Origin of the sequence: Cohnella laeviribosi DSM 21336 (genome assembly GCF_000378425.1) — a bacterium.
Taxonomy (GTDB): domain Bacteria; phylum Bacillota; class Bacilli; order Paenibacillales; family Paenibacillaceae; genus Cohnella; species Cohnella laeviribosi.
On record NZ_KB899811.1, the window covers coordinates 80,467 to 104,039 of the forward strand.

Sequence of the window (23,573 nt, forward strand, 5' to 3'; positions counted from 1 at the left end):
ATGTCATCAAGACGGATCAACTTGGCGTAGGAACCTCTTCCGTCTCGTTTAAACTGGTGCTTCAACCGGGCTCTTTCCTAAATGCTCCACTTCCGGAGGTAAGCCAAACACCAAGTGGCAACGAAGGGAGAACGTATTATTTCCCCATGCTGCTTACCATAAAGGTCGAGCCGCAGCTCATTGTCAAACATTTTACGACGGACGGCCAAAGCTTGGCATCGGTGTTTCCCAACACCACAACCAAAATGGTGGCCGGGCAGTCTTACCAGGTCACCCCGCCCACGAATGAGAACTATACGTACAAGGGCTATAAAAAATCAACGACGGACAACCCGCCAAGCGGCAGCCTCATTCCGGGCAACCCGCCGAAGTTCACGTATGACAACACTTTTAACACGTATACGCTCTTTCTCTATTACGAGGAGAAGCAAGCGCCGCCGCCGGATAACGTGCAGGGGACCATCCATGTCCGGCATATGGTTCGCACCAGCTCGTCGGGCGATTTCAGCAAAGTCAAGGAACAAACGTTTTATTACGAAAAGTTACCTGTCACCGAGACGTTCAGCGGGAATACAGCCTACGGAACCTTGATCGGGCGCAATCAAAGCAACACGGGCGGATACTCGGATACCGTCTACTCCTTTACCTCGCCGATCACGGTCAATTTGTACAACGGACAACCGGAAGTATGGGTATCATTCTTCTACGAGAATCCGAATGGCGGCGGAGGGGATGACGGTGGCGGCGGCACGATTCCCGATCCGCTGCCGGAACCGGAGCCGGAGGAAAATCATCCGCCAATCATACAGATCGCCTGGTCCAAACCGAATGCCAATCTCGGGGATGTCGTCAATTTACAGGTGACTCAAATGTACGATCCCGATCCGGGCGACTGGGTCTCGATTGTCGGGTGGGATTTTACCAAGAGCACGGACTGGCTGGCCGGCTTGCCAGAAAAGTACAACCTGAATCTGACCAGCTCGTCTTTCAGCGGAATTACGGCCGACAAGACCGGCGCTCACACGGTCTATATTACCGTGACGGATACGCATGGGGAACAGGTGACAGCCTCGGCCACGCTCAATGTCGTCGATCCGAAGCCGGTTGCGGTCATCGACGCGCCTTCCGTCGTCCGCGAGAATCATCCGCTGCCGTCTCCGATTGACGGAAGCCGCTCGTACAGCCCGATTGGCCGGAACATCGTCGATTATGTCTGGACGAACAAGAAAGACGTTTACACGGTTCCTGGAACGGAAACGGTGACGCTCAAAGTCAAGGACGACGAAGGCCGTTGGTCGGACGTTACGACGAAGGACATCACGGTGCTGCCGGACGAGCCGCCGATTGTTACGCTCACCGTGCCGCCGGAGGAAACCCGGCTCGGCACGCTGACGATCAAGAGCAACGCCTACAGTCCGGACGGAGACAAAATTGTCTCTCGCGTGTTCCAATACAAATACGACGCGGGCAATGACGGTTTTGATAACGATAACTGGCAGACATACTCAACGGCGAACATGGACACCTATGCGTTCAAGCCAACCCGGATCGGCAAATACCTGTTCCGGGAGTCGGTTTGCGAGGATTACGGCAAATGCGGCAATTCGGATTCGCAGCCGGTCGCGCAGCGAACGGCGGATATTCAGAATCTCCCACCCAGCATCGATGTCAAGACGAGCGGCAGCCTGACCGATCCGCCGGAAACGTATACGTACCTGATGTCGGACCTGTACGCCTCCGGTCGTTTCGTCAATCTGCAAACGGGCGCGGTTGGCAATAAGGATAACTGGAAGCTGGACAATGGGGTACTTAAAACCAAAACACGCGTTAGACTGGCCAATATCGGTCTGGATGTGCAATTCCCTTTCTTTCAGCTTTATAGTCGGGATTCGAAAACGAAAGAGGCTCCTTTCTATCATGCTTTGGGTTATCCTAGCAGCAACTCGCTGGGATTGGAAGAGAATCCGCATCAAGCGCCTTTTGCCGGACTGCAGAACAACAACGCCAGCTTTTCATACCTCATGCCTGCTGAAGTTTCCGGCAAATCGATCATTGCCGTTCGGGAGGATGAAAAGTACACCTATATTTTGACCCGTGATGCCAATTTTGTCGGGTACCTGTACGCTTATGATAAGTCGTTCCGCTTGCGTTGGTCTAAAACGGTGCCCAACCCCATTGCTTATGCGTCAGGCGAAATCGTTGGCCGAATGAACTATGGCTATACCGAAGGCCAGATGCTCGTTCACAACCAGACGGTGTATTTCAGTATCGTAGATCCGAATAACTATTATCAGTACATCTTGTTGGCTTTGGACCGGGACACCGGTGCAGAGAAGCATCGAATCACGTATAGCTGGTTGAATGCCGGGGGACCTCTTCAACCCATCGGACTTCCGGATGGCATTTGGATAGCCAACAACAAATATGATTTTAACGGCAATTGGGTTGCTTACACTCCCTTAAATGGCGTAGTTCTTGGCGTTTCCTCCAAACATGGTCGTTTAATGACGTTTGCACGGGATCAATCAGGAAAAAGCAACGAATATGTACTCAAGTCATCCGATCTTTCGACTGTTTTTGATCTGGGTAATCCGAACGGAAATGCAAGTTTGAGCCGATATACCTTTTTGGGTTATGATGCCGAGGGGACCAGTTACGGAGTATACCGAGAATCCAACGAAGTTTTGCTTACCATTCAGCGGCATACGTTGACCGGGGCTGCCACAAAGAAGACATTTACGCTTCCGGATTATCGACGTTACATCGAGATTTTAGGTAAGGATGCCGCGAACCGCATCTGGATTAGTACGCAAACTTCATCGACATGGGTTCCGGTTGTCTACGTGTACGATGCGGACGGGCAGCTGCTGCAAACCTTATATCCGTTCGGCAATTTGTTTCAGGGCAGCGTCGATAAAATGTTTATCGGTTCCGACGGAGTCGTGACCCTGTTTGGCATGTATTATAACCAAGGCAAGTATCAGGTGTACTACGCGTCGTACGATCCGGACACGTTTGCGGTCATGGCCAGTGGGGCTTCGCCAGCTTTTCAGCACATACCGGCCTACATTTATCCGCACGACGATCAGAGCTTTCTGATCGAGTTCAGAGGCGACGTGGTTGGCTCATACCTTTATTTGCTGAAAACGAGCGGTTCGCTGAAGAAGCCGAAGCTGTTCGAAGCCGGCGAGCCGACGCCGGACATCGTCATCGGGGCTAACGTTCCCGAAGGCAGCACGGTTCGGGCCAACTTTATGCCGAACAACGTCAGCGCCAAAGGCGTCGGCTACCTGTACCGCGTGCAGGACGACCGCAATTATTACAGCATCGAATTCGAGGCCGGGGAATTGCGGATCAAGAAGACGGCGGGCGGTTCCGCAAGCATCGTATTCAGCAGGCCGTATACGCTCGTTTCCGGCAAAACGTATGAGGTCATGATCAAGCCGGCCGGAAACACGTTTGAGGTCTATGTCAATAAAATTTGGCAGGCAACCGTTACCGAAACCGCTTGGACGGGCGGCAAGTTCGGCGTCATCAGCCGCGGCCAAGAGGACGTATGGTTCATCAGCGCCGCCTTCTACGCCGGCGGAAACGGGACAGGCTCCATTGAAGGCGTCGTGCTGGTCGGCGAAACGCTGACCTATGACGTCGTATTCGACGATCCCGAGAATGACCCCCGGCTGACGGCTGGAGAAGCATGGAAATACGTTCACAACCCGAACGTGTTCCTTCAGCCCCAAGGGACATGGAGCGGCAGCGGACAGAGCTTTCCGGGCCCGGTGACTTCGTTCGGACTGCCCGGTGAATATACGTTTACGTTCCGGACGAAAGACGATCCGCATCCGGAGCACCATTATCCGGACAATGCTTTTGCCGCTTACCGCCAAGAGTCGAACGAAGTAACGGGCAGGATACGGGTGCATCGGAGGCCGGTGGCGGATCAGGATGTCATTTTGAATCCGGATTTCACGCTTGCCTATGTGGACCGATCGTACGATCCGGACCGGTTTAATCCGGCAAACGGCCAATACTCGACGGAAAATACGGGCATCAACTACGCGGCGACCCGCGGGATCATCGAGCGGAAATACCGCTACCGCAGCGCAAACTCGTTAACCTACGTCTATGCCAAGCCGACGAGGCTGATGGCGGGCAGCTACATCGTCGAGCTCTCCGTCAAGGACGAGTACGGAGCCTGGAGCGATTGGGACTCCGATCTGCTCGTCGTGTCCGGTTCTCCCGTGCTGCCGCCGAATCCCGGCTTTACCGTGATGCCGCTGACGGGCTACCGGGGCACGCCGTTTACGATCAACTCGACGGCGAGCGATCCGCAGGACGGAGGCCGGGAGAACCTTGAACATCAATACTGGATCAAGAACCTGACGGCTGGCGGCGCGGAGACGCTGCAAAGCATCTCTCGCACGCAATGGACGAAGACGTTTAACAGCATGGGCACGTTCCGGATTCGCCAGGTCGTCATCAACAGCTACGGACTGTACGCGGAAACGTCGCAGAACGTAAGCGTCGTCAACCGCAAACCGGCGGCAAACGTCACGACCCCGGCTAGCGCAAGCCCCGGCAGCCCAACGGAATTTGACCTATTGCGGCCGCAATTCGTTTGGACTTACGGCGATGCGGACGGAGACGCCCAGACGCAATATCAGGTACAGGTGATCAAATCGAACAGCGGCGGGCTGGTGCTGCTTGATTCCGGCGCGAGAATCGGCGGAACGACGAACTGGACGGCTTCGGCGGATTTGCCGGAAGAAGTCGTTCTGTATGTGCAGGTGCGCGTTTATGACGGCTATGACTGGTCGGATTGGAGCTCGCCGAAGTATTTCATCATCGACACGAACAAGCCGCCTACAGGGGATTTCGACTGGAATCCGAAGCTGATCTTCGAAGGCGATACCGTAATGTTCGAATCGGCGGTGAACGACCCCGATCTGGATGTGTTGAATGTGAGATACGAGCTGGAATCGCCGGACGGAACGAAGCGCACGTTTGCTTACACCTGGAGCGCGCCTTATCCCGATACCGGACCGGTTGCCGTCTTGAATGTGCCGGGCGTATGGACGATGACGTTGAACGTCAGCGACGGAGAAGAAGCCGTGACGGTGTCAAAGAGCATTCGGGTATGGCCGCTGACGATTTCGGGCCAAGTGCGGCATACGGACGAATGGGAAGCGAACCGGCTGAACTACAATGCCAAGCATCCGGAAACGCCGAGGCCGGCCAACTGGTTCTGGGCCGGGGAAGCGTTCGTGCTGGAGGCGCTCGTGACGGATACGGGAGCGTCCGCGACCAAGCCGCTTAGGGTAACGGCGGACGCGGGCTCGGGTTTGAGGAAGGAACTGGCCGGAAGCAATCCGCCGCAGCTTACCCGTTGGAACGGAACGCTCCGCAGCGAAGACGCAGGGTTTCCGCTTGTCGAGTTGCCGGAGGGGGACTACACGTTTACGTTCACCGTCACGTACAGCAACGGCGTCGTTAAGACGGCGCAAGCGGCCATCCGCATCGTCGATACGGTCGACAGCTATGTGCAGGTGCACCGTGTAAGGTAGAGAAGGCTAAGAGTTGCAAGCATTTTTCAATAGAAAGTACCATCTTGACGTTTTCGCATTTGAGCGTTTTCATCACAGAGTTTTAACCGCTTGTTTTGTTAAGCAGCCCTCATCTGGACAATAAGGATGAGGATGTTTGACGCTTACTGGACGGATTCCTTGGAGGCTGAGCACGCGGCGGATGACGATGTAGGGTACTGGACGGACTACCTGGTGGTTGTGCATCGTGGCGGACGGCGAATTCAACCCTGTTTCCCGCAAAGGTCGGCATCTTTCGGTGCCGGCCTTGGCTTTTGCCGGACGAAGGTGTTCGGCTTTTTGTTCTCATTCTTGCGCACATTTGCTATAATCTACGAATAGGATAAAGATTGCATCCTGTATTGTTGCACATCAGACAAGCGAAAGCTTCGGGGAAGACCGTTTCCGAGGCTTGCGCGGTACATAGCGAAGAGAAGAGAGCGGGGAACCCTCATGCGGGTATTGGGCATCGACCCGGGCATTGCCATTATGGGGTTCGGGTTCGTGGACCAGATCGGCCACCGGCTTGTGCCTGTTCAATACGGCTGCATTCAGACGGAAGCGAACACGCCGACGGAACAGAGGCTGGTGCAAATCTATGAGGCGTCCTGCGCCCTGCTGGATAAATACGAGCCTCAGACGATTGCGGTAGAGAAGTTGTTTTTCAACAAAAACGTGACCAACGCGTTCAGCGTCGGACAGGCGCGGGGCGTTTTTCTTCTGGCGGCGGCGCAGCGCGGCATACCGGTCGGGGAATATACGCCGATGCAGGTCAAGCAGTCCGTCGTCGGATACGGCGGCGCGGAGAAGCAGCAGGTGCAGGAGATGGTCAAGCGGCTGCTCAAGCTTTCCGCCGTGCCCAAGCCGGACGACGTGGCGGATGCGCTGGCTGTGGCGATTTGCCATGCGCATTCGATGAACCTGACTGAACGGATGAACGGAGTGAAGCCTTCATGATCGATTTCCTGCGGGGCCGGGTTGTCCATGTGGAACCGGAATATGTCGTATTGGACGTGCGGGATGTCGGCTACCGGGTGTTCACGCCGAATCCGTACGCGCTCAGCCGTACCGAGGAGACGATTCAGCTCTATATCCACCATCACGTGCGGGAAGACGCGATTCAACTGTTCGGATTTACGACGCGCGAGGAGCAGTCGATGTTCCGGAAGCTGCTGGACGTATCGGGGATCGGTCCGAGGGTGGCGCTCGGCGTCCTGTCCGCCGGCCGTCCGGAGGCGCTGGCGTCTGCTATACAGCAAGAGAATTTAAGCTTTCTGACCAAGTTGCCCGGCATCGGGAAGAAGACGGCGCAAAGAATGATTCTGGATTTGAAGGACAAGCTGGGCGCCGTCCAGGAAGGCCTGCCCTTTGCCGCTGCGGCGGGCGCTCCTGCGGCGGGACCGGCCGCGGGGGCGGAGAGCGATTCCGCCTGGGCCATTGCCCGCGAGGCGCTCGCAGGCCTCGGCTACCGCGATGCCGAGCTGGATCGGGCTTGGCATGCGCTGAAGGACAAGGTGAAGGGCGATGAGACGCCGGAAGGACTGATGAAACAGGCGCTTCAGCAGTTGTTCCAGGGATAAGAGAGCGGGAGAGGGGGACTTAACGGGTGGAAGACCGGATTGTCACCGCTCATTTGATGATGGAAGACCAGGCTGTCGAATTTAGTCTGCGTCCCCGGTATTTGGCGGAATATATCGGCCAGTCGCAAGTCAAGGAAAATTTGAAGATTTATATCGAAGCGGCGAAAATGCGCAAGGAAGCGCTGGATCACGTGCTGCTTTACGGTCCTCCGGGCTTGGGCAAGACGACGCTGTCCAACATCATTGCCAACGAACTGGGCGTCAACATTCGCACGACCAGCGGCCCGGCGATCGAACGGCCCGGGGATCTTGCCGCGATTTTGACCAATTTGCAGGAAAACGACGTGCTGTTTATCGACGAGATCCACCGTCTTCACCGGACGGTCGAGGAAGTGCTGTATCCGGCGATGGAAGATTTCGCGCTCGATTTCATTATCGGCAAAGGACCGAGCGCGCGCTCGGTCAGGCTCGATCTGCCAAAGTTTACGCTCATCGGCGCCACGACCCGAGCCGGCCTGCTGTCGGCTCCGCTGCGCGACCGGTTCGGCGTCGTCAGCCGCCTCGAATATTACACGGAAGAGGAATTGGCCTACATCGTTTCCCGCACTTCCGATTTGCTGAATGTCGGCATCGTCGGCGAAGCGTCCAGCGAGATCGCCCGGCGTTCCCGCGGCACGCCGCGCATCGCCAACCGTCTGCTGAAGCGGGTGCGCGATTACGCGCAGGTGCGCGGCGACGGCATCATTACCGAAGAAATCGCGATTGAGGCGCTCGAGCGCATCCAGGTGGACCCGATGGGGCTGGACGCGATCGACCACAAGCTGCTGGAGGCGATGATCGTCAAATACCGGGGCGGGCCCGTCGGCGTGGATACGCTCGCGGCTTCCATCGGCGAAGAAAGCCAAACGATCGAAGACGTGTACGAGCCGTATCTGATGCAGATCGGGTTTTTGCAGCGGACGCCCCGCGGTCGGGTCGTTACCCCGTCCGCTTATAAGCATCTCGGTCTGCCGGTGCCGGAGCAGCCGGCGTGAGCCGTTTTTGGCCATGGTCTATAGGACTGAGAAGCTACGAAGCGATGCCGGCTTGCAATTCGCCGGCCCGCAATCGCCGATGTCGGGCCGATTCCTATCTGGCCGGCGATTTCCGCCGTGTCCAAAAACCAACTTTCCGCGCAAAAAGGCGTGACGACCCCTTGAGCCGCTTTTATGAACGGCAAAGCGGATGCGGTCATGCGGCTGTTGCGCGAAGTGCCGTCACTCCGGTGGATCGGCATCGAGGGCGATCGCCCGCGCTTGAGGCCGGTCTGCCGGCTTTTTTATCGGCTCGTCGCCCGTTGCCGCTGCCGGCTTTTCCGGCGCAACCGCGTCTTCCGCAGGCGGAGCGCGCGGGCCGTGCCGCAATATTTTGGACGGAGGGAAAGCATGATGAGATTTCGGCCATGGAACGCGTTCAAGCGGACCGCGGTGCTTGGCGCGCTGCTTGCTTCGCTGTCGCTTGCTCCGGCAACCGCCGCTTTCGGCGCGGCGGATGTTCCGGATACCATCCGGGTTGCGCTGTTCGCGGATATCGGAAGCAAATACAAGTCGGTCGTTCCCGCCGTTACGCTGTCTTCGGCCGGCGGGGTGACCTTGTCATGGGCAGCCTCGCAGCCATCGGTCCCGATCAGCGAGGTTGCCGCAGGTCAAGCGGTCCGGTTTGCCGTGGACGGCTACCGGGCTATCCTGCTGGAGACGGCGGATTTAAGTGCCGCAATGTCGGTCTTAAAAAAAGTGCAGGCCTCGTCTTCGGCCGCTTTTGTGACAAAGCTGAGCAAGCAGGGCAAAACGGTGTACCAGGTTACGGAAGGCACTTACAGCTCGGAGTCCGCAGCCAAGGCGGCCTTGTCCAAATGGACAAGCGCGGGCGTAACGGCCGGCGCCGCTTCCCTTGAGCCGGCTGCCGTCGGCGGGCCTTTGGCGCTTGAAGCAGGACCTTACGCAAGCGAATTCGAAGCGCGAAACGCCGCCGTCCAGTTCGGCAACGCCAAGCTGGACGCCTTCGTCGCCCGCAAGCTGAGCGGCGGCAAGCCGGTTTATGTCGTCAGGATCGGCCAGGCCGCCAACCAAAGCCAGCTGACGAAGCTGCAGCAGGCGGTCGTTGCGGCGGGGCTTGCGGCGCGCACTCCCGACGCGAGCGAGCCGTATGCCGTCATGCGCCAGGACATGACGAGCGGCGGCAAGGAAACGACGCTCTATGCGATCCCTGCGGAGAACGCCAAAGCGATTTTACGGGCGGATCCGGCCGGCGACGGCGGCATCTTGCTCGCCGAACGGAGCAAGCGGACCTACCGGGGCAGCATGGAGATCCGTGTTCTGAACGGCAGCCTCGCCGTCGTGAACGAGGTCGATTTGGAGCAATATTTGTATTCCGTCGTCGCCTCCGAAATCTATTCCGGCTGGCCCGCCGAAGCCCAGAAGGCGCAAGCGGTGGCGGCGCGTTCGTACGCGCTGTCGCTCGGGATGAACTTTCAGATCGCCCATGTCGTGGATACGACGCTAAGCCAGACGTACAACGGCATCTCCGCCGAAACGAAGGAATCGATCGCGGCGGTTCAGGCGACGGCCGGCGAGGTCATGACCTACGGCGGCAAAATCGTCAACGCGGTCTTTTCTTCCAACGCGGGAGGCATGACGGCCGACAACAAGACCGAAGTGTGGCGGGGGGACAACGCTTTTCTCGCCAGCGCCGTGGAAAGTCCGGACTCCGGTCCGCAGGAGGGCAAGCCGGATTGGTACAAGGTGGCGCTCTCTTCCGGCGAGGTCGGCTATATCCGCAGCGACCTGCTTGCGGACAGCGGCCGGAAAAACGCGGCGGGCCTCGGACTGCTTCAGGTTACCGGCAGCGGCGTGGCGCTGCGTCCAAGCCCGCGTGAAGACGCCGATCCGATTAAGCGGCTAGGCGATGGCACGCTGGTCGTCCCTCTGAAGAAAGTGCCCGAGTATACGAATTACAGCTGGATCGAAGGGCCTTATACCGCCGAGGAGCTGGCGGCTTCCATCAACAAACGGGCGACCGGCGCGACCAAGATTCAGGGCGCGCTCAAAACGCTTGAAGTCGCGCAAAGAGGACCTTCCGGCCGAGTGGTGGAAATCCGGGCGAACGGCAAAACGGTAGACGTCGGCGCGCCCGACAACTGGCGCGGGGCCCTCGGGACGAAAAGCACGCGGCTGGATATTGAAGAGACCGGCCGGTACACCGTGATCTCGGGGGACGGCAGCCGAAGGGAATTTCCCGAAGCGGCCGGACCGCTGCAGGTGCTGGGAGCCAACGGGGCGGCCAGATCGGTCGGCGAAGGCCATTTGTTTATTCTGAACGGCAGCGGCGAGCTTAGGGCGGCCACAACCGATCCGCAGTTCGTGATCACCGGCAAAGGCTTCGGTCATGGACTGGGCATGTCGCAATGGGGCGCCAAAGGGCTGGCCGAACAAGGGTATGACTATCAGGCGATTCTGAAATACTACTACAAGAATGTGAAGATCGAGAAGGATGGCAACGGATGAATGTCGGCGATTTTGATTTTGACCTGCCCGAACGATTGATTGCGCAAACGCCACTTAAGGAACGAACTTCGTCCCGGCTGCTCGTTTTGCACCGGAAAGACGGCTCCATCGAGCACAAGTCCTTCCCGGACTTGAAAGATTATCTGCGGCCGGGGGATACGCTCGTATTGAACGATACGAAAGTGATTCCCGCGCGGCTTTTGGGCGTGAAAGCGGACACGGGCGCGAAGGCGGAAGTGCTGCTGCTCAGGCGGCTGGAAGGCGATACATGGGAGACGTTGGTGAAGCCCGGCAAAAAAATCCGGGAAGGCACCCGGCTGTGGTTCGGTACCGACGCCCAAGGGCGGAAGCCGCTTCTTTCGGCCGTCGTGGAAGCCGAAGGCGAAATGGGCGCTCGCCATATTCGGTTCGAATACGAGGGAATCTTCAACGAACTGCTGGACCGCCTCGGCCAGATGCCGCTTCCTCCCTATATTAAAGAAAAATTGGAAGACCGGGAGCGTTATCAGACCGTATACGCGCGCCATGAAGGCTCGGCCGCCGCGCCGACCGCGGGACTGCATTTCACGCAAGCGTTTTTGGAGGAATTGCGGCAGTCGGGGGTTCGGCTGTGCCCGATTACGCTGCATGTCGGACTCGGCACATTCCGGCCGGTGGCGGTGGAAAACGTTCAGGAGCATCAAATGCATGCCGAATGGTATAACGTCACCGAAGAAAGCGCGGAGCTGATCAACCGCGCCCGCAGCGGCGAAGGACGAATTGTCGCCGTCGGCACGACGTCGGCGCGAACGCTGGAAACGCTCGGACAGCGGTTCAAGGACGGACCGGTTGAGGCGTGCAGCGGCTGGACGGATATTTTCATTTATCCCGGTTACGAATTCAAACTGGTGTCGGCGCTGCTGACCAACTTTCATCTGCCCCGCTCCACGCTCGTCATGCTCGTGAGCGCGCTCGCCGGCAGAGAGCATATTTTGCGTGCCTACAAGGAAGCGATCGACCGCGAATACCGGTTCTTCAGCTTCGGCGATGCGATGTTCATCACGTAAGCACGGAACGATGAGGAGGACAAAACCTGCACATGGCAGCGATCCGTTACGAATTGATCAAAACCTGCGCCCAGACCGGCGCCCGCCTCGGACGCGTGCATACGCCGCACGGGGTTATCGATACGCCGACTTTTATGCCGGTGGGCACGCAGGCGACCGTTAAAGGCATGAGCCCCGAAGAATTGAAAAGCTTGGGCGCGCAAATCATTTTGAGCAACACGTACCACCTGTTCCTACGGCCCGGACACGAGCTTATCCGCGAAGCGGGAGGCCTTCACAAGTTCATGAATTGGGATCGGGCGATTCTGACGGACAGCGGCGGCTTTCAGGTGTTTTCGCTGAGCGAGATGCGCAAAATCCGCGAGGAAGGCGTCGAGTTTCGCTCGCATTTGAACGGGGACAAGCTGTTTCTTTCTCCCGAGCTCGCAACGGAAATTCAAAATGCGCTCGGCCCCGATATTATGATGGCGTTTGACGAATGCGCGCCTTACCCGGCGGAGTACGACTACGTCAAGCAATCCATGGAAAGGACGACGCGGTGGGCGGAACGATGCCTGAAGGCGCATGCCCGTCCTCACGACCAGGCGCTGTTCGCGATCGTTCAGGGCGGCATGTTTGCCGACTTGCGCAAAATCAGCGCCCGCGATTTGACTTCCCTTGATTTTCCGGGGTATGCTATTGGTGGACTAAGCGTAGGCGAGCCGAAACCGTTGATGTACGAGATGCTGGAAGTCACGGTGCCGCTGCTGCCGGCCGACAAGCCTCGTTATTTGATGGGCGTAGGTTCGCCGGATTGTCTGGTGGAAGGCAGCATGCGCGGCGTCGACATGTTCGACTGCGTGTTGCCGACCCGGATCGCCCGCAACGGTACGGTCATGACCAGCCAGGGGCGGCTCGTGGTCAAAAACGCCAAGTACGCCCGCGATTTCAGTCCGCTGGACCCGGAATGCTCCTGTTACGCTTGCCGCCATTATTCCCGGGCCTACATACGCCATTTGATCCGGGCGGACGAGATGTTCGGCCTCCGTCTGACCACCATTCATAACCTGCATTTCCTTGCGTCGTTAATGGAGCAGATCAGGCAGGCGATCCGGGAAGATCGGCTAAAGGATTTTCGGGACGAATTTTTCGAAAAATACGGCATGGACCGTAACGAAAGCGGTTTTTAGCGAAAGGGGGGAGCTACGATGTGGCTATCGAATACGACTGCAAACGGCGCCGGAGGCGGCTTGTTGATGTCGCTGCTGCCGTTTGTGCTGATGTTCGTCATTTTCTATTTCCTGCTGATTCGTCCGCAACAGAAAAAGACGAAAGAGCGCAACAACATGCTGCGCGCGCTTAAGAAGGGCGACAAGGTGACGACGATCGGCGGTCTGCACGGCACGATCGTGGAACTTACCGACGATAAGGTTGTCCTGAAGGTGAACGACGTAACCAAGCTTACGTTCGACCGTTCCGCGGTCAACAATGTAACGGCTCGCGCCGAGGCAAGCTCCGAAGAATCCAAATAATCCCAAAAAACAAGCGGCCCTCCCGATTCCGTTCGTACGGTTCGGGAGGGCTTTCTTGTTGCGCGCGCCCATGATGGCGCGGCTGTTTGGTTTTAGCGGGCGGCCGAAGAGGAAGAGATTTCGGATCGGGCCACGCGGACTTGGCCGCCATGCGAATAATCCGCGCGCGAAGCGACCTTCAGGCCGATAGCCACCGATACGCAGGCCAGCGCAAGTCCTGCGGACATATCGCTAAGCCAGTGGATGCCGAGATAAAAAATGGAGAAGATGATGACGGCGGCATGGATCCAGCAAAACACCGCCCAGCGACGGATGCCGGAACGGGAGGCAAGCAGCGCCATCGTGACCGAAAGCGACGTATGCAGGCTTGGAAAGCAGTTGTTCAGGCCGGACAGGGAACGGTACTCGGATTCGAACCCGGGAAACACGTCCAGCATCAAAAACCGAATGTGCGGCGACGCATGCCACGCTTCGTCCACCGGAATGAACAGGAAAAACGGCACGGCGATGAGATAATTCAGCACCAGGGCGATGCAGAGCGCGTAATAAAGCTTGATATCGCCCCGGTATGTATAGATACCCACCGACGCGATCATCACCGCCTGAAACAGCACGAGGTAGAACACCGCACATAACAAGGTCAACGGTTGGGAATGGAGCGCAGCCTGGAGATGGCTTTGCCAGTGTCCTTCCCAGCCGGTCAGCATTTGGGTCAGATTATAGCGGATCGGCAGCGCCGCTTCCAGGTGCAGCTCGAATTTATTCAGCACCAAGACCCCCAGCATCATCAGAAAAAACAGCAAGTACCTGGGAACGATCAGCGATTTGGCAAAGGCTCCCGCCGCCGCAAGCGGCTGTCTGCCCGTGCCGTACCACAGCAGCAAGGCTACGGCCAATGCCGTATAGAGAACAATCGTCCCCATGGAATGAAACGCGACCACCTGGCAATCCCCTCGTTTATGCATTCGTTATAAAAAGTCCCGTCATAGTATATCACAATTCGAGGGTCCATTGCGCTATGCGGCTATTTTCTCGATACGTGCGGTTTTCGGCCCGTATTGACGCCCAGCATTCCGCCGATTGCGCCCGCAGCTCCCGCAATTCCCGCCAGCATCGGTATGCGCAGGCTCCAGTCGAGATCGTTCGCGAGGAAGCTGGTCAGAAGGACGAGCAGCGTGTAGACGAGTCCGGTAAAAAATCCGATCCGCCACCCCTTTTCGCCCGATTTGCGGGCGGACGCGAAGCCGCCGCACAGCGAAGCGATCCCGTGAATGCCGAATACCCATTGAACGAGATCGGTCTCGTTCATGCTCGTGGCATACAACAGCAGCGAGACAAGCAGCGATCCGGCCGCAAGCCAAATAATCGACCAGAGGAGGCCGGTAATCAGGGGAGAGGCGATCCGGCCTCCGGCAACCCTTGGAATTCGGTTCATGCCATAACCTCCTACGATTGCAATTTGATTAGTACCAGCTTATGGTCCAGGCTGCCGGGCTAGTACCCTAATTTTCCGTTCCGTCCAAGCGCATGACCGGATGAAGCCCCGGTGAAACTACATCAGCAAACGGAATAGGAGGACGGATAATGGAACTGGCAACCATCCTATTGCGAACGGCGTTCATGTATGTTTTCGTGTTTTTCATGCTGCGGCTGATGGGCAAGAGGGAAATCGGCAAGCTGTCGGTTTTCGATATGGTCATTTCCATTATGATCGCGGAAATCGCGGTCATTTCGATCGAGAGTCCGGATCGTTCCCTCTGGGCAACGGTCGGTCCGATTGTCCTTCTTGTGATTATCCAACTGCTGCTCGCTTATATCTTGTTAAAAAGCCACCGCATCCGGACATGGTTCGACGGCAAGCCCAGCGTGCTGATCCGCAGCGGCCGCCTGAACGTCGGCGAAATGAAAAAACAACGCTACAATTTGGACGACCTGATGACGCAATTGAGGGAAAACAAGCTGGATAGCGTAGCGGATGTCGAACTGGCCGTGCTGGAATCGGACGGCAAGCTCTCCGTTCTCCCCAAGGACAAGCCGGCCTCCGGCAGCCTTAACGCTTCCGAAACCCGGCCGAGCGAAGAAGACGCACTCTCCAAAATCCGGTTTGAGCTGTTGCCGATTACCCTGATTATGGACGGCAAAGTGATGGACGAAAATCTCGAGAAGCTGGACAAAACCCGTTTTTGGCTGAAAAAAGAGCTTCGCGCGAAGGGAATCCGCTCCTTTGACGAAGTGTTTTTATGCAGCATCGACCATAACGGCAAGCTGTTCGTCGGCCGCAAATCCGACTAACGGAACAGCCGGCCGATATACGGCACCCGCGCTGCGTCATGCCTGTCGATCAGGCCGAGCAGAATCAATAAAAGCAGGTAGAGGCACGCCGAGCAGGCGAAGGCGGCGGCCAGGTTGACCGTATCCCACGGCGCAGGGCGCAGATTCCACACCCACATGGCGCCTGCCCCCATCACCGTCATCGCGGCAAGCACTTTCAGAAAATCGAGCGGAATGAGCCGGAAGCCGGTCAGCCGGGCGACGCTAATCCAATGGAGCAGCGTAACGAGCGCCATGTTGGCCGAGATCGCCAGCACGGCTCCCTTGACGCCGAATTCGGGCATGGCGGCCAGTTCGACGATCAGGATCAGCTTGACGGCGGCGCCGATAAACGTATTGAGAAGCGCGGTGCCCGGCCGGTTCAGCGCCTGCAGCGCCGCCTGCAGCGGAGCCTGCATGTACAAAAACACGGCGACCGGAGCGAGCCAGCGCAGCATATCGGCCATGGAATCGTCGTTATACAGGATCGAGCAGATCGGATTGGCGAACAGCCCGAGCAAGGCGACGAAGGGAGCGCCCGTCACGATAGCAAGCCGGACCGCCTGGTGAAGCCGCAATTGAATGCCGTTCCAATCTCCCCGGGCGGCGGCTTCGGACAGCGCCGGAACAAGCGAGACGGCAAGCGAGTAGGTGAGGGCGCCCGGCAATGTCAGCAGCGGGATGACCATGCCCTGAAGCGCTCCGTATTGCGCGGTTGCCGCCGCTGTGGCCAGGCCCGCGGCCACGAGCGCCCGCGTCGTCAATATCGACTCCAGCAAGTAAGACAGCGACCCGATCATACGGCTTGCGGTAACCGGCACGGCAATGCCGAGCAGCCGATTGAAGAGCGCCCGTTCCTTGCGCTTGCCCGAGGCCGCGGGCAGCAATGGGAGCGAATCGTCCGGCATGCCGGAAGCGGGAGCCGGGTCGTCCTTTCGTTCCCCGCGCAGCTTAAACGCAAGCACCAGCAGGCCGGCCAGTTCGCCGGCGGCCATGCCGCCCATCGCTCCGGCCGCCGCCGCCTCCAGCCCGAAGGGAAGCAGCAGATACGCAAGCAGCAGCGTTAAGATGATGCGAACGACGGTTTCCGTCGTCGAAGCGATCGCCGTAGGCAGCATGTTTTGTTTTCCTTGAAAATACCCCCGCCATACGGAAGAGGCCGCTACGAGCGGCAAAATCGGGATCATGACGAGCAGGGCGGTGCGGACGCGCGGATCGGTCATCATTTCGGTCGAGATCCAGTCCGACAGCGCCAGGCATGCCGCCGCTGCGGCCAGACTCAGCGCAACGGCGACGGTCATGGCGATGGCGACAATCCGCCGCACTTGCCCGGTTTTTCCTTGCGAGTCGGCTTCCGCGACCATCTTGGCGACGGCCAGCGGCAATCCTCCGGTAATGACCGTAAGCAACACCATCATGAACGGAAACACAAGCTGGGTCAGGCCGACCCCCTCGGCGCCGATAATTCGGGGGAGCGCGATCCGGGGGATAAAGCCGAGCATTCGGTTGAGCAGTCCTGCTGCGAGCAAGATCATGGCGCCTTGGATAAACGTCTGTTTGCGTTTTGACATCGCTCCACCTCTTCAGAAGCCCCGGGATATAGTACATGCTTATGCGGGAGTTGTCCCCCTTCATGACATGCGCCTGTCCGAACCGAAAATTGATTTTGGCCAATTGCCGGGTTCGGCAGGAGTTGGGCGGACGGAAGGCGAAATAAAACAGACCGATATCCCGGACGCTGCGCAAAAAAGGAGGAAGACGACATGGCCGCTAGAGATTCGGATGAGGAAATGAAAACGCCGGATTGGGAAGCAGTCGTCAAGCCGTTGTGCGAGAGCAAAGCGGAGGAATTCCGATTTCTCGGATACGACCAGGTCGAAGCGAAGGATATATGGGAATGCGTCAGCGACAAATACCGCAAGCATGGTACGCCCGCGCTGCATCAGGTCGTCAGCGACATTTTGTCGCTTCGGGCGACGCAATATATGAATTTTATTACGATGCGCATTTACCGCGGCGAGCTTCGCTGAAGCGGGTACGGACGTTTCAGCGCTTGCGGCGTTTGAACGGATGGCAGCCGAACGGAAAAAACGTCCGGTTGCTTTCGTTTTTTAGGCGCGGATTTCGCGATTTTCGACAAATTGACTTCCATTTTCGCGGATAGGTATAATAGGAACATTGAGATTGAAGGGGGACGCCGGCACATAATGAAACGATTGCTCGCATTTGTATTCGTCGTTGCCGTCTGCTTCGGGGCGATCGCTTGGACAAGCCCAGGGCTGCTGAAATCGACGAAGCTGGGGCTCGACCTGAAGGGCGGCTTCGAAATTTTGTATGAAGCTTCGCCGCTTACGGAAGGCGGAGTCGTGACGAAGGAATCCCTTAACCAGACCGCCCACAGCCTGGCCAAACGGGCCGACAAGAACGGCGTGGCCGAACCGGAGGTCACGACGGAGGGAAGCAACCGCATCCGCGTCAAGATCGCCGGCATTGCGGATGAAGCCAAGGTCCGGGAACTGATGAAGAAACCTGCGGACCTGCAATTCCGCAGCTCGGACGGCTGCTCCAGCCCAACGGATTACTGCAAGGTCGAACTGAATGGCAGCGATTTCGTGGAGGGCGCGGCCAAGGTCCAGTTCGACCAGTTCAACAATCCGATGATCGCCATCCAGGTCAAGGAAAAGGAGAAGTTTGCCGAAATTACGACCCGGCTCGTGAACAAGCCGACCGAAGATGAACGCAGACTGGCGATTTTCCTGGACGACGAATTGATTTCCGATCCGGTCGTGCAGCAGCCGTTGACGGACGGAACGGCCGTCATTACCGGCCAGCGCACCTTGCAGGAAGCCCGGGATCTGGCGGAAATCATCAATCTGGGCGCTCTGCCGCTGAAGCTGACCGAGAAGTACACGCAAAGCGTGGGCGCGACGCTCGGGCAGAAATCGCTGCAAGAGACGGCTATCGCGGGCATCATCGCGTCGATTGCCATTTTGCTGTTCATGCTGATTTTTTACCGGCTTCCGGGCCTCATTGCGGGCATCTGCCTCATCGTTTTCGTTTGGCTGCTGCTTGTGGTGTTCTGGCTCATCGACGCGACATTGACATTGCCGGGCATCGCGGCGTTCATCCTCGGCATCGGCGTCGCCGTCGACACGAACATCATTACCGCGGAGCGGATCAAGGACGAGCTGCGCTCCGGCAAAAGCATCGCTTCGGCGCTGCGGGCCGGCAACAAGAACAGCTTCCGCACCGTCATCGACGCGCATATTACGAACATCATCGCCGCCGCCGTCCTTTTCTATATGGGACAAGGAGCGGTCAAAGGCTTTGCGGTCGTGCAGCTGTGGAGCATCATCATCAACATCGCCACCAACCTGTTCCTGCCGCGGTTCCTGCTGCATCTGCTCGTCCACAGCGGACGTTTCAACAAGCCGTCTTATTATGGCGTAAAGGAGAGTGAAATCCGTGCGCTATAATTTCAAAAACTTCGATTTCGTCCGCAAGAGCAAAGCCTTTTTCATCGGATCGATCGTAACGACCTTGATCGGGATCGTGTCACTCTTTCTGGTCGGGCTTAATTACGGCATCGACTTTAAATCGGGCTCTTCGGTTGACGTCGTGCTGACGAAAGCATACAATGCAGACGAAGTGAAAAGCCTCCTCGATTCCGAGGGGTTCGGCCAGTATACGCTGACGGCCGGCGACGGCCGGCTTTCGATCCGCTTTGAAGCCGTGCTCGACGAAGCGCAGCAGCAGAAGCTGCAGGCGGATTTCCACAGCAAAATCGACGACAAGGCGTCCTTTGAGATCAATATCGTCGACGTGGATATCGCCAGAGAACAGGAGACCAACGCGCTGATCGGCATCCTGGTCGCCAGCGTCGGCATTTTGCTCTACGTCACGATCCGGTTCGAATGGCGGTTCGCCGTTGCGGCAATCGTGGCGCTGTTGTACGACGCCTTTTTTGTCATCACGCTGTTCTCGGTATTCCGGCTTGAGGTGAACCTGCCGTTTATTTTGGCGGTGCTTACCGTTATCGGGTATTCGATCAACGATACGGTCGTCATCTTCGACCGCATCCGCGAGAATCTGCGCTTTGCCAAGATCAAGACCCACGACGATCTCGCGAACGTCGTCAACACGAGCGTCAGCCAAACGTTGACCCGTTCGATCAATACCGTGCTGACCGTCGCTTTCGCCGCCATCTGCTTGTTCATTTTCGGCAGCGAATCGATCAAAATGTTCTCGCTTGCGATGATTTTCGGCTTAATCAGCGGCGCCTATTCTTCCATTTTCATTGCGAGTCCGCTTTGGTACTTGCTGCGCCGGAACGCCAAGCCGAAGAAGCCCGCCAAAGTTCAAAACGCTCCGTAACGCTTCGGCTTGAAAAGGGGGAAGGCTCATCATATGGCGAAGTTGCGGCCGCAGGCTGCCGAACACGGGACAATCGTTTCGATGCTGGGACTCTTCGGACTTACGATTGCAAAAGGAACGGCCGGTTACCTGACGGGAAGCAAAGCGCTGATTGCGGACGCATGCCATAGCGCCGCGGATTTCTCCGGCGCCGCGCTTTCCTGCATGGCTTACCGCAGCGGCAGGCGCCCTTCCCGGTACGATTCCGCCGGCGGACGATCCTCTTCGGAGACGCTTGCGGGCGTCATTTTGTCCGCGCTGCTGCTTGTGGCCGGTCTCGAGGCCGGTCTCGCTTCTCTTCGCTCCATGGTCGGAGGCGTCACCGAACCGCCGGGCTGGAGCGCGGTGGCGGTCATCGTTGCGGGTATCGCCGTACGGGAAGCTCTTATCCGGTACAAAAAAAGCCACGAATCGAAGCTGGGCATTCGGGCGGAGCGGACAGGCGGAGAACACCGTTCCGACATTTTCTCCTCGCTGACGGCGATCGTCGGGACGGCCGGAGCCATGGCCGGCGATCTGCTGAACATGCCCGTCCTGTACGTGCTCGACCCGGCGGCGGGCCTTGTCATTTCGGTTTTTGTCATCCGCATGGGCTGCCAGACGGTGCTCGCGGTCACCCGGCCTTCCGCCGCAAGCGCGCTGGGCGAATTGGACTACCAGGCCTTGCTGGAGGCGATTCAGCGGGTGGAAGGCGTCGTAACCGTGGACCAGCTTAAGGCGCGCGAAAGCGGCCATTACGTCGTTGTCGAAGCCGTCATTCGGGTCAATCCCCGCATCACGGTGTTCGAGGGACACGATATCGCGATGAGGGTGCGCAGGCATCTGACCAAGCGTTTTTTGCACGTCGCCGACGCCTGCATCCAGGTGGAGCCGTTCGATCCGGGCTATCCGTACAAATCCAATCATCACGAAGAAGAGATGCCGATTCTGATGCAATAAATGACACGCATGGGCAAACACCGCCGAAAGCCGGTACAGCATCCGAGTGATGACGCGTCTTGCGTCGCATCGGTTGCACGGACTCGGCGGTGTTGCTGTTGGGAGGACGCGTTGGGCCATGAAACGGAAGTACCGCTGGGAATTGGGGGAGACAGACGAGGCGAAAGCCGCGGAGCTTGCGCGCGAGCTGAAGCTGCCGAAGCTTGCCGCCCGCCTGCTGGTGTCCCGGGGTTTTGCGACGCCGGAAGCGGCGGCGGCGTTCCTGGGCGAAGGGGATGACGGGTTTCACGATCCGTTCGCGATGAAAGACATGGATAAAGCCGTCGAGCGAATCCGGCAGGCGCTGCAAAGCGGGGAGCGGATGCGCGTGTACGGAGACTACGATGCGGACGGCGTCACTTCGACGGCGCTGATGATCCGGCTCTTAAAGCGCCTAAACGCCGTGTTCGATACATATATTCCGCATCGGAGCCAGGAGGGCTACGGCTTGAACCTGGCCGCGATCGACCGGGCGGCGGAAGACGGCGTCACGCTGATCGTGACGGTCGACAACGGCATCAGCGCGGTCGAACAGATCGCCTATGCCCGAAGCAAAGGCATCGATGTGGTCGTGACCGATCACCACGAGCCTCCGGCGGTTCTGCCGGAAGCGGCGGCGCTGGTGAATCCGAAGCAGCAAGATTGCCCCTATCCGTTCAAAGGGCTGTCCGGCGCGGGAGTCGCCTTCAAGCTGGCGCATGCGCTGCTCGGGCGGATGGAACCGGAGCTTGCGGACGTCGCGGCGATCGGCACGGTCGCCGATCTGATGCCGCTGACCGGAGAAAACCGCGCCCTGGTCCGCCTCGGGCTAAGCCGGATGAACGAACGGCCGGCGCCGGGCATCCGGGCCCTGGCGGCGGTAAGCGGGATCGAGCCGGGGCAGCTGACGAGCGGCCGGATCGCCTTCGGGCTGGCGCCGCGCCTCAACGCGGGCGGACGGCTGGAACGGGCGGACGGCGCGGTCCGCCTTCTGGTGACGGACGACGAAGCGGAAGCGGCGGAGCTTGCCGCGCGGCTGGACGAATTGAACGCCGAGCGCCAGCAGCTGGTCGATGAGACGGTCCTTGAGGCCGAACGTATGTGGCAGGAGCGGGTGGAACGCAGCGCAGAGACGCCGCCGGAGGTTATCGTGCTTGCGGGAGAAGGCTGGAACGCCGGGATCGCCGGACTTGTCGCGGCGAAGATGGTGGAGCGGCACTATCGTCCGGCGGTCATCCTGGCGGTGGACGCGGCGACCGGGCTGTGCAAAGGCTCGGCGCGCTCCATCGACGGATTCGACTTGTTTGCCGCTTTAACGGAGTGCGCGCAGTGGATGGAGCATTACGGCGGGCATCAGGCGGCGGCGGGACTTTCGATCCGCCGCGACCATGTGCCCGATCTGGAGCGGGAACTGTCCCGCCTGGCCGGGGAGTGGCTCCGTCCGGAGGATTGGACGCCGAAGAAAAAAGCCGATCTCGTCTGCCAGGCGTCGGAGCTGACGCTGGAGGCGGCGGAGGCGCTCAAGCGGTTCGAGCCGTTCGGAAACGGCAATCCCGCGCCGCGTCTTGCGCTTCGAAGCGTCACGGTCGCGGAGGTTCGCGGAATCGGCAAGGAAGGAAAGCATCTGAGGCTGGTGGCCGAAGCCGAAGGACGGCGGATCGAAACCGTCGGGTTCGGCATGGGCGAGGCGGCCGGCATGCTTGCGCAGGGCGCTTCGGTCGATTTGCTCGGGGAGCTGTCGATCAACGAGTGGAACGGCCGCAGCCGGGTGCAGCTCATGCTGCAGGACTGGCGATTCGATGCGCTGCCGGTATATGATCGCCGGAGCGACCGCCATTGGCGGCAATCCGTCTGCAAGCTGATCCGGGAAGGGGGCCGCTGGCTTGTTCTCTGCTCGTCCGGGCAAGTGCGGAACGAGCTGCTGGCGGCGGAAGAGCTCGAAGCGGCGGAGGCCGTCGTCGCGCTTTACGGCGACCGTCCGCTTGCGGAGGCGGCGGCGGGCCTTGCCGCCGCAGAGGGGGAGGCCGCGGCGGAAACGGCCGCAGCGGAAACGGCCGCAGCCGTCGAGTCCTTCCTTCGTGCCGGCCGCCTGGGCCTGCTTGAAGGCGTCTCGCTCGTGCTTGCGGGGCTGCCCCGGAATCTGGAAGACGCCGAAGCGCTGCGGCATCTGCTGTCGGCCGGGCTTCAGCCGGAGGCGATTCACGTGTTCGCGCCTTCGCCGGATACGGAGGCGGCAGGCCGAAGACCGGCCTTTCCGGACCGGCAGCAGTTCGGGCAGGTTTATACCCTTTTTCGCCGGCAGGGAACGTGGATCGACGCGCCGGACGGCTTTCTCCGCGAGGTTGCCGATAAGGTCGGCTTGCCGCTGTCGGTCGTGCGGATGATGCAGGACGTGTTCGCCGAGCTCGGCTTTTTGACCGTCGACCGTGCAAGCGTCGCCGTTATCCCTTCCCCGCCGCGCCGGGAGCTGGATCAGTCCGCACGCTACCGGAAAGAGAAGGAACGGGCGGAGCTTTCGGCCTTGGCGTCGCTGGATTCGCGGGCGCTTGCGGAACGGCTTCGCCATTTGGCCGAAATCCGGACATAGCGTTGTCGCCTTCTTCCCGTGTATAATGCATTCATAGAGCGAAAA

17 protein-coding genes are annotated in these 23,573 nt (G+C 58.8%); 14 read left to right on the forward strand and 3 right to left on the reverse strand.

Annotated features, from left to right (window positions below):
* Window positions 1-146 precede the first annotated feature (146 nt).
* From F560_RS0103910 to yajC, 8 genes are all read left to right on the forward strand, one after another.
* A complete protein-coding gene (locus F560_RS0103910) occupies window positions 147-5,564 on the forward strand; it encodes a glycoside hydrolase family 78 protein (RefSeq protein WP_019004404.1) in 5,418 nt (1,805 codons plus the stop codon).
* Between the two features lie 471 nt (window positions 5,565-6,035).
* The gene (gene ruvC / locus F560_RS0103920) at window positions 6,036-6,539 is read left to right on the forward strand and encodes a crossover junction endodeoxyribonuclease RuvC (protein WP_019004406.1); all 504 of its coding nucleotides are present in this window, start codon (window positions 6,036-6,038) and stop codon (window positions 6,537-6,539) included.
* The gene (gene ruvA, locus F560_RS0103925) at window positions 6,536-7,162 is read left to right on the forward strand and encodes a Holliday junction branch migration protein RuvA (protein WP_019004407.1); all 627 of its coding nucleotides are present in this window, start codon (window positions 6,536-6,538) and stop codon (window positions 7,160-7,162) included. Before ruvC ends, ruvA begins: the two co-directional genes overlap by 4 nt.
* Before the next feature lie 26 nt (window positions 7,163-7,188).
* Window positions 7,189-8,196: a Holliday junction branch migration DNA helicase RuvB gene (gene ruvB, locus F560_RS0103930; protein ID WP_019004408.1), complete on the forward strand. Its 1,008-nt coding sequence runs from the start codon at window positions 7,189-7,191 to the stop codon at window positions 8,194-8,196.
* Window positions 8,197-8,586: 390 nt separating this feature from the next.
* Complete coding sequence (locus F560_RS0103935) at window positions 8,587-10,704, forward strand: SpoIID/LytB domain-containing protein (RefSeq protein WP_169449886.1); 2,118 nt, start codon at window positions 8,587-8,589, stop codon at window positions 10,702-10,704.
* Window positions 10,701-11,750 (forward strand): tRNA preQ1(34) S-adenosylmethionine ribosyltransferase-isomerase QueA, encoded by a 1,050-nt coding sequence (gene queA / locus F560_RS0103940; RefSeq protein WP_019004410.1) that lies wholly within the window; start codon window positions 10,701-10,703, stop codon window positions 11,748-11,750. Before F560_RS0103935 ends, queA begins: the two co-directional genes overlap by 4 nt.
* Before the next feature lie 32 nt (window positions 11,751-11,782).
* Window positions 11,783-12,919 (forward strand): tRNA guanosine(34) transglycosylase Tgt, encoded by a 1,137-nt coding sequence (gene tgt, locus F560_RS0103945; protein ID WP_019004411.1) that lies wholly within the window; start codon window positions 11,783-11,785, stop codon window positions 12,917-12,919.
* Between the two features lie 18 nt (window positions 12,920-12,937).
* Window positions 12,938-13,261, forward strand: coding sequence for a preprotein translocase subunit YajC (gene yajC, locus F560_RS0103950; protein ID WP_019004412.1), 324 nt, complete (start codon window positions 12,938-12,940; stop codon window positions 13,259-13,261).
* Window positions 13,262-13,353: 92 nt separating this feature from the next.
* Here yajC and F560_RS0103955 read toward each other — a convergent pair whose 3' ends face one another.
* Window positions 13,354-14,202, reverse strand: coding sequence for a phosphatase PAP2 family protein (locus F560_RS0103955; protein WP_019004413.1), 849 nt, complete (start codon window positions 14,200-14,202; stop codon window positions 13,354-13,356).
* A gap of 83 nt (window positions 14,203-14,285) precedes the next feature.
* Window positions 14,286-14,696 carry a TIGR04086 family membrane protein gene (locus F560_RS0103960; RefSeq protein ID WP_019004414.1) on the reverse strand — a complete coding sequence of 137 codons (411 nt, stop codon included), beginning with the start codon at window positions 14,694-14,696 and terminating at the stop codon, window positions 14,286-14,288.
* A 149-nt stretch (window positions 14,697-14,845) separates the two neighbouring features.
* Between F560_RS0103960 and F560_RS0103965 the strand changes: the two genes are divergently transcribed.
* Window positions 14,846-15,553 (forward strand): DUF421 domain-containing protein, encoded by a 708-nt coding sequence (locus tag F560_RS0103965; protein ID WP_019004415.1) that lies wholly within the window; start codon window positions 14,846-14,848, stop codon window positions 15,551-15,553.
* Here F560_RS0103965 and spoVB read toward each other — a convergent pair.
* Window positions 15,550-17,142 (reverse strand): stage V sporulation protein B, encoded by a 1,593-nt coding sequence (gene spoVB, locus F560_RS0103970; protein WP_019004416.1) that lies wholly within the window; start codon window positions 17,140-17,142, stop codon window positions 15,550-15,552. The two genes, F560_RS0103965 and spoVB, sit on opposite strands and share 4 nt — an antisense overlap.
* Before the next feature lie 192 nt (window positions 17,143-17,334).
* Here spoVB and F560_RS0103975 point away from each other — a divergent pair, with 192 nt between their 5' ends.
* The 5 genes from F560_RS0103975 (at window position 17,335) to recJ (ending at window position 23,528) form a co-directional block, all read left to right on the forward strand.
* Entirely contained in the window at window positions 17,335-17,601 is a 267-nt protein-coding gene (locus F560_RS0103975) for a post-transcriptional regulator (protein WP_019004417.1), read from the forward strand.
* A 177-nt stretch (window positions 17,602-17,778) separates the two neighbouring features.
* Window positions 17,779-19,047 (forward strand): protein translocase subunit SecD, encoded by a 1,269-nt coding sequence (secD, locus tag F560_RS24475; protein ID WP_019004418.1) that lies wholly within the window; start codon window positions 17,779-17,781, stop codon window positions 19,045-19,047.
* A complete protein-coding gene (gene secF, locus F560_RS24480; RefSeq protein WP_019004419.1) occupies window positions 19,037-19,945 on the forward strand; it encodes a protein translocase subunit SecF in 909 nt (302 codons plus the stop codon). The genes secD and secF overlap by 11 nt, the downstream gene beginning before the upstream one ends.
* A gap of 33 nt (window positions 19,946-19,978) precedes the next feature.
* Window positions 19,979-20,923: a cation diffusion facilitator family transporter gene (locus F560_RS0103985; RefSeq protein ID WP_019004420.1), complete on the forward strand. Its 945-nt coding sequence runs from the start codon at window positions 19,979-19,981 to the stop codon at window positions 20,921-20,923.
* Window positions 20,924-21,041: 118 nt separating this feature from the next.
* Complete coding sequence (recJ, locus tag F560_RS22425) at window positions 21,042-23,528, forward strand: single-stranded-DNA-specific exonuclease RecJ (RefSeq protein ID WP_019004421.1); 2,487 nt, start codon at window positions 21,042-21,044, stop codon at window positions 23,526-23,528.
* Window positions 23,529-23,573 lie beyond the last annotated feature (45 nt).

Bases quoted from the DNA above. Each gene is read 5' to 3' on its own strand.
- F560_RS0103965 (WP_019004415.1), top strand. From the start codon at position 14,846: ATGGAACTGGCAACCATCCTATTGCGAACGGCGTTCATGTATGTTTTC.
- queA (WP_019004410.1), top strand. From the start codon at position 10,701: ATGAATGTCGGCGATTTTGATTTTGACCTGCCCGAACGATTGATTGCG.
- F560_RS0103960 (WP_019004414.1), bottom strand. From the start codon at position 14,696: ATGAACCGAATTCCAAGGGTTGCCGGAGGCCGGATCGCCTCTCCCCTG.
- F560_RS0103975 (WP_019004417.1), top strand. From the start codon at position 17,335: ATGGCCGCTAGAGATTCGGATGAGGAAATGAAAACGCCGGATTGGGAA.
- F560_RS0103910 (WP_019004404.1), top strand. From the start codon at position 147: ATGCTGCTTACCATAAAGGTCGAGCCGCAGCTCATTGTCAAACATTTT.
- F560_RS0103935 (WP_169449886.1), top strand. From the start codon at position 8,587: ATGATGAGATTTCGGCCATGGAACGCGTTCAAGCGGACCGCGGTGCTT.
- secD (WP_019004418.1), top strand. From the start codon at position 17,779: ATGAAACGATTGCTCGCATTTGTATTCGTCGTTGCCGTCTGCTTCGGG.
- recJ (WP_019004421.1), top strand. From the start codon at position 21,042: ATGAAACGGAAGTACCGCTGGGAATTGGGGGAGACAGACGAGGCGAAA.
- tgt (WP_019004411.1), top strand. From the start codon at position 11,783: ATGGCAGCGATCCGTTACGAATTGATCAAAACCTGCGCCCAGACCGGC.
- F560_RS0103985 (WP_019004420.1), top strand. From the start codon at position 19,979: ATGGCGAAGTTGCGGCCGCAGGCTGCCGAACACGGGACAATCGTTTCG.
- ruvA (WP_019004407.1), top strand. From the start codon at position 6,536: ATGATCGATTTCCTGCGGGGCCGGGTTGTCCATGTGGAACCGGAATAT.
- ruvC (WP_019004406.1), top strand. From the start codon at position 6,036: ATGCGGGTATTGGGCATCGACCCGGGCATTGCCATTATGGGGTTCGGG.
- spoVB (WP_019004416.1), bottom strand. From the start codon at position 17,142: ATGTCAAAACGCAAACAGACGTTTATCCAAGGCGCCATGATCTTGCTC.
- yajC (WP_019004412.1), top strand. From the start codon at position 12,938: ATGTGGCTATCGAATACGACTGCAAACGGCGCCGGAGGCGGCTTGTTG.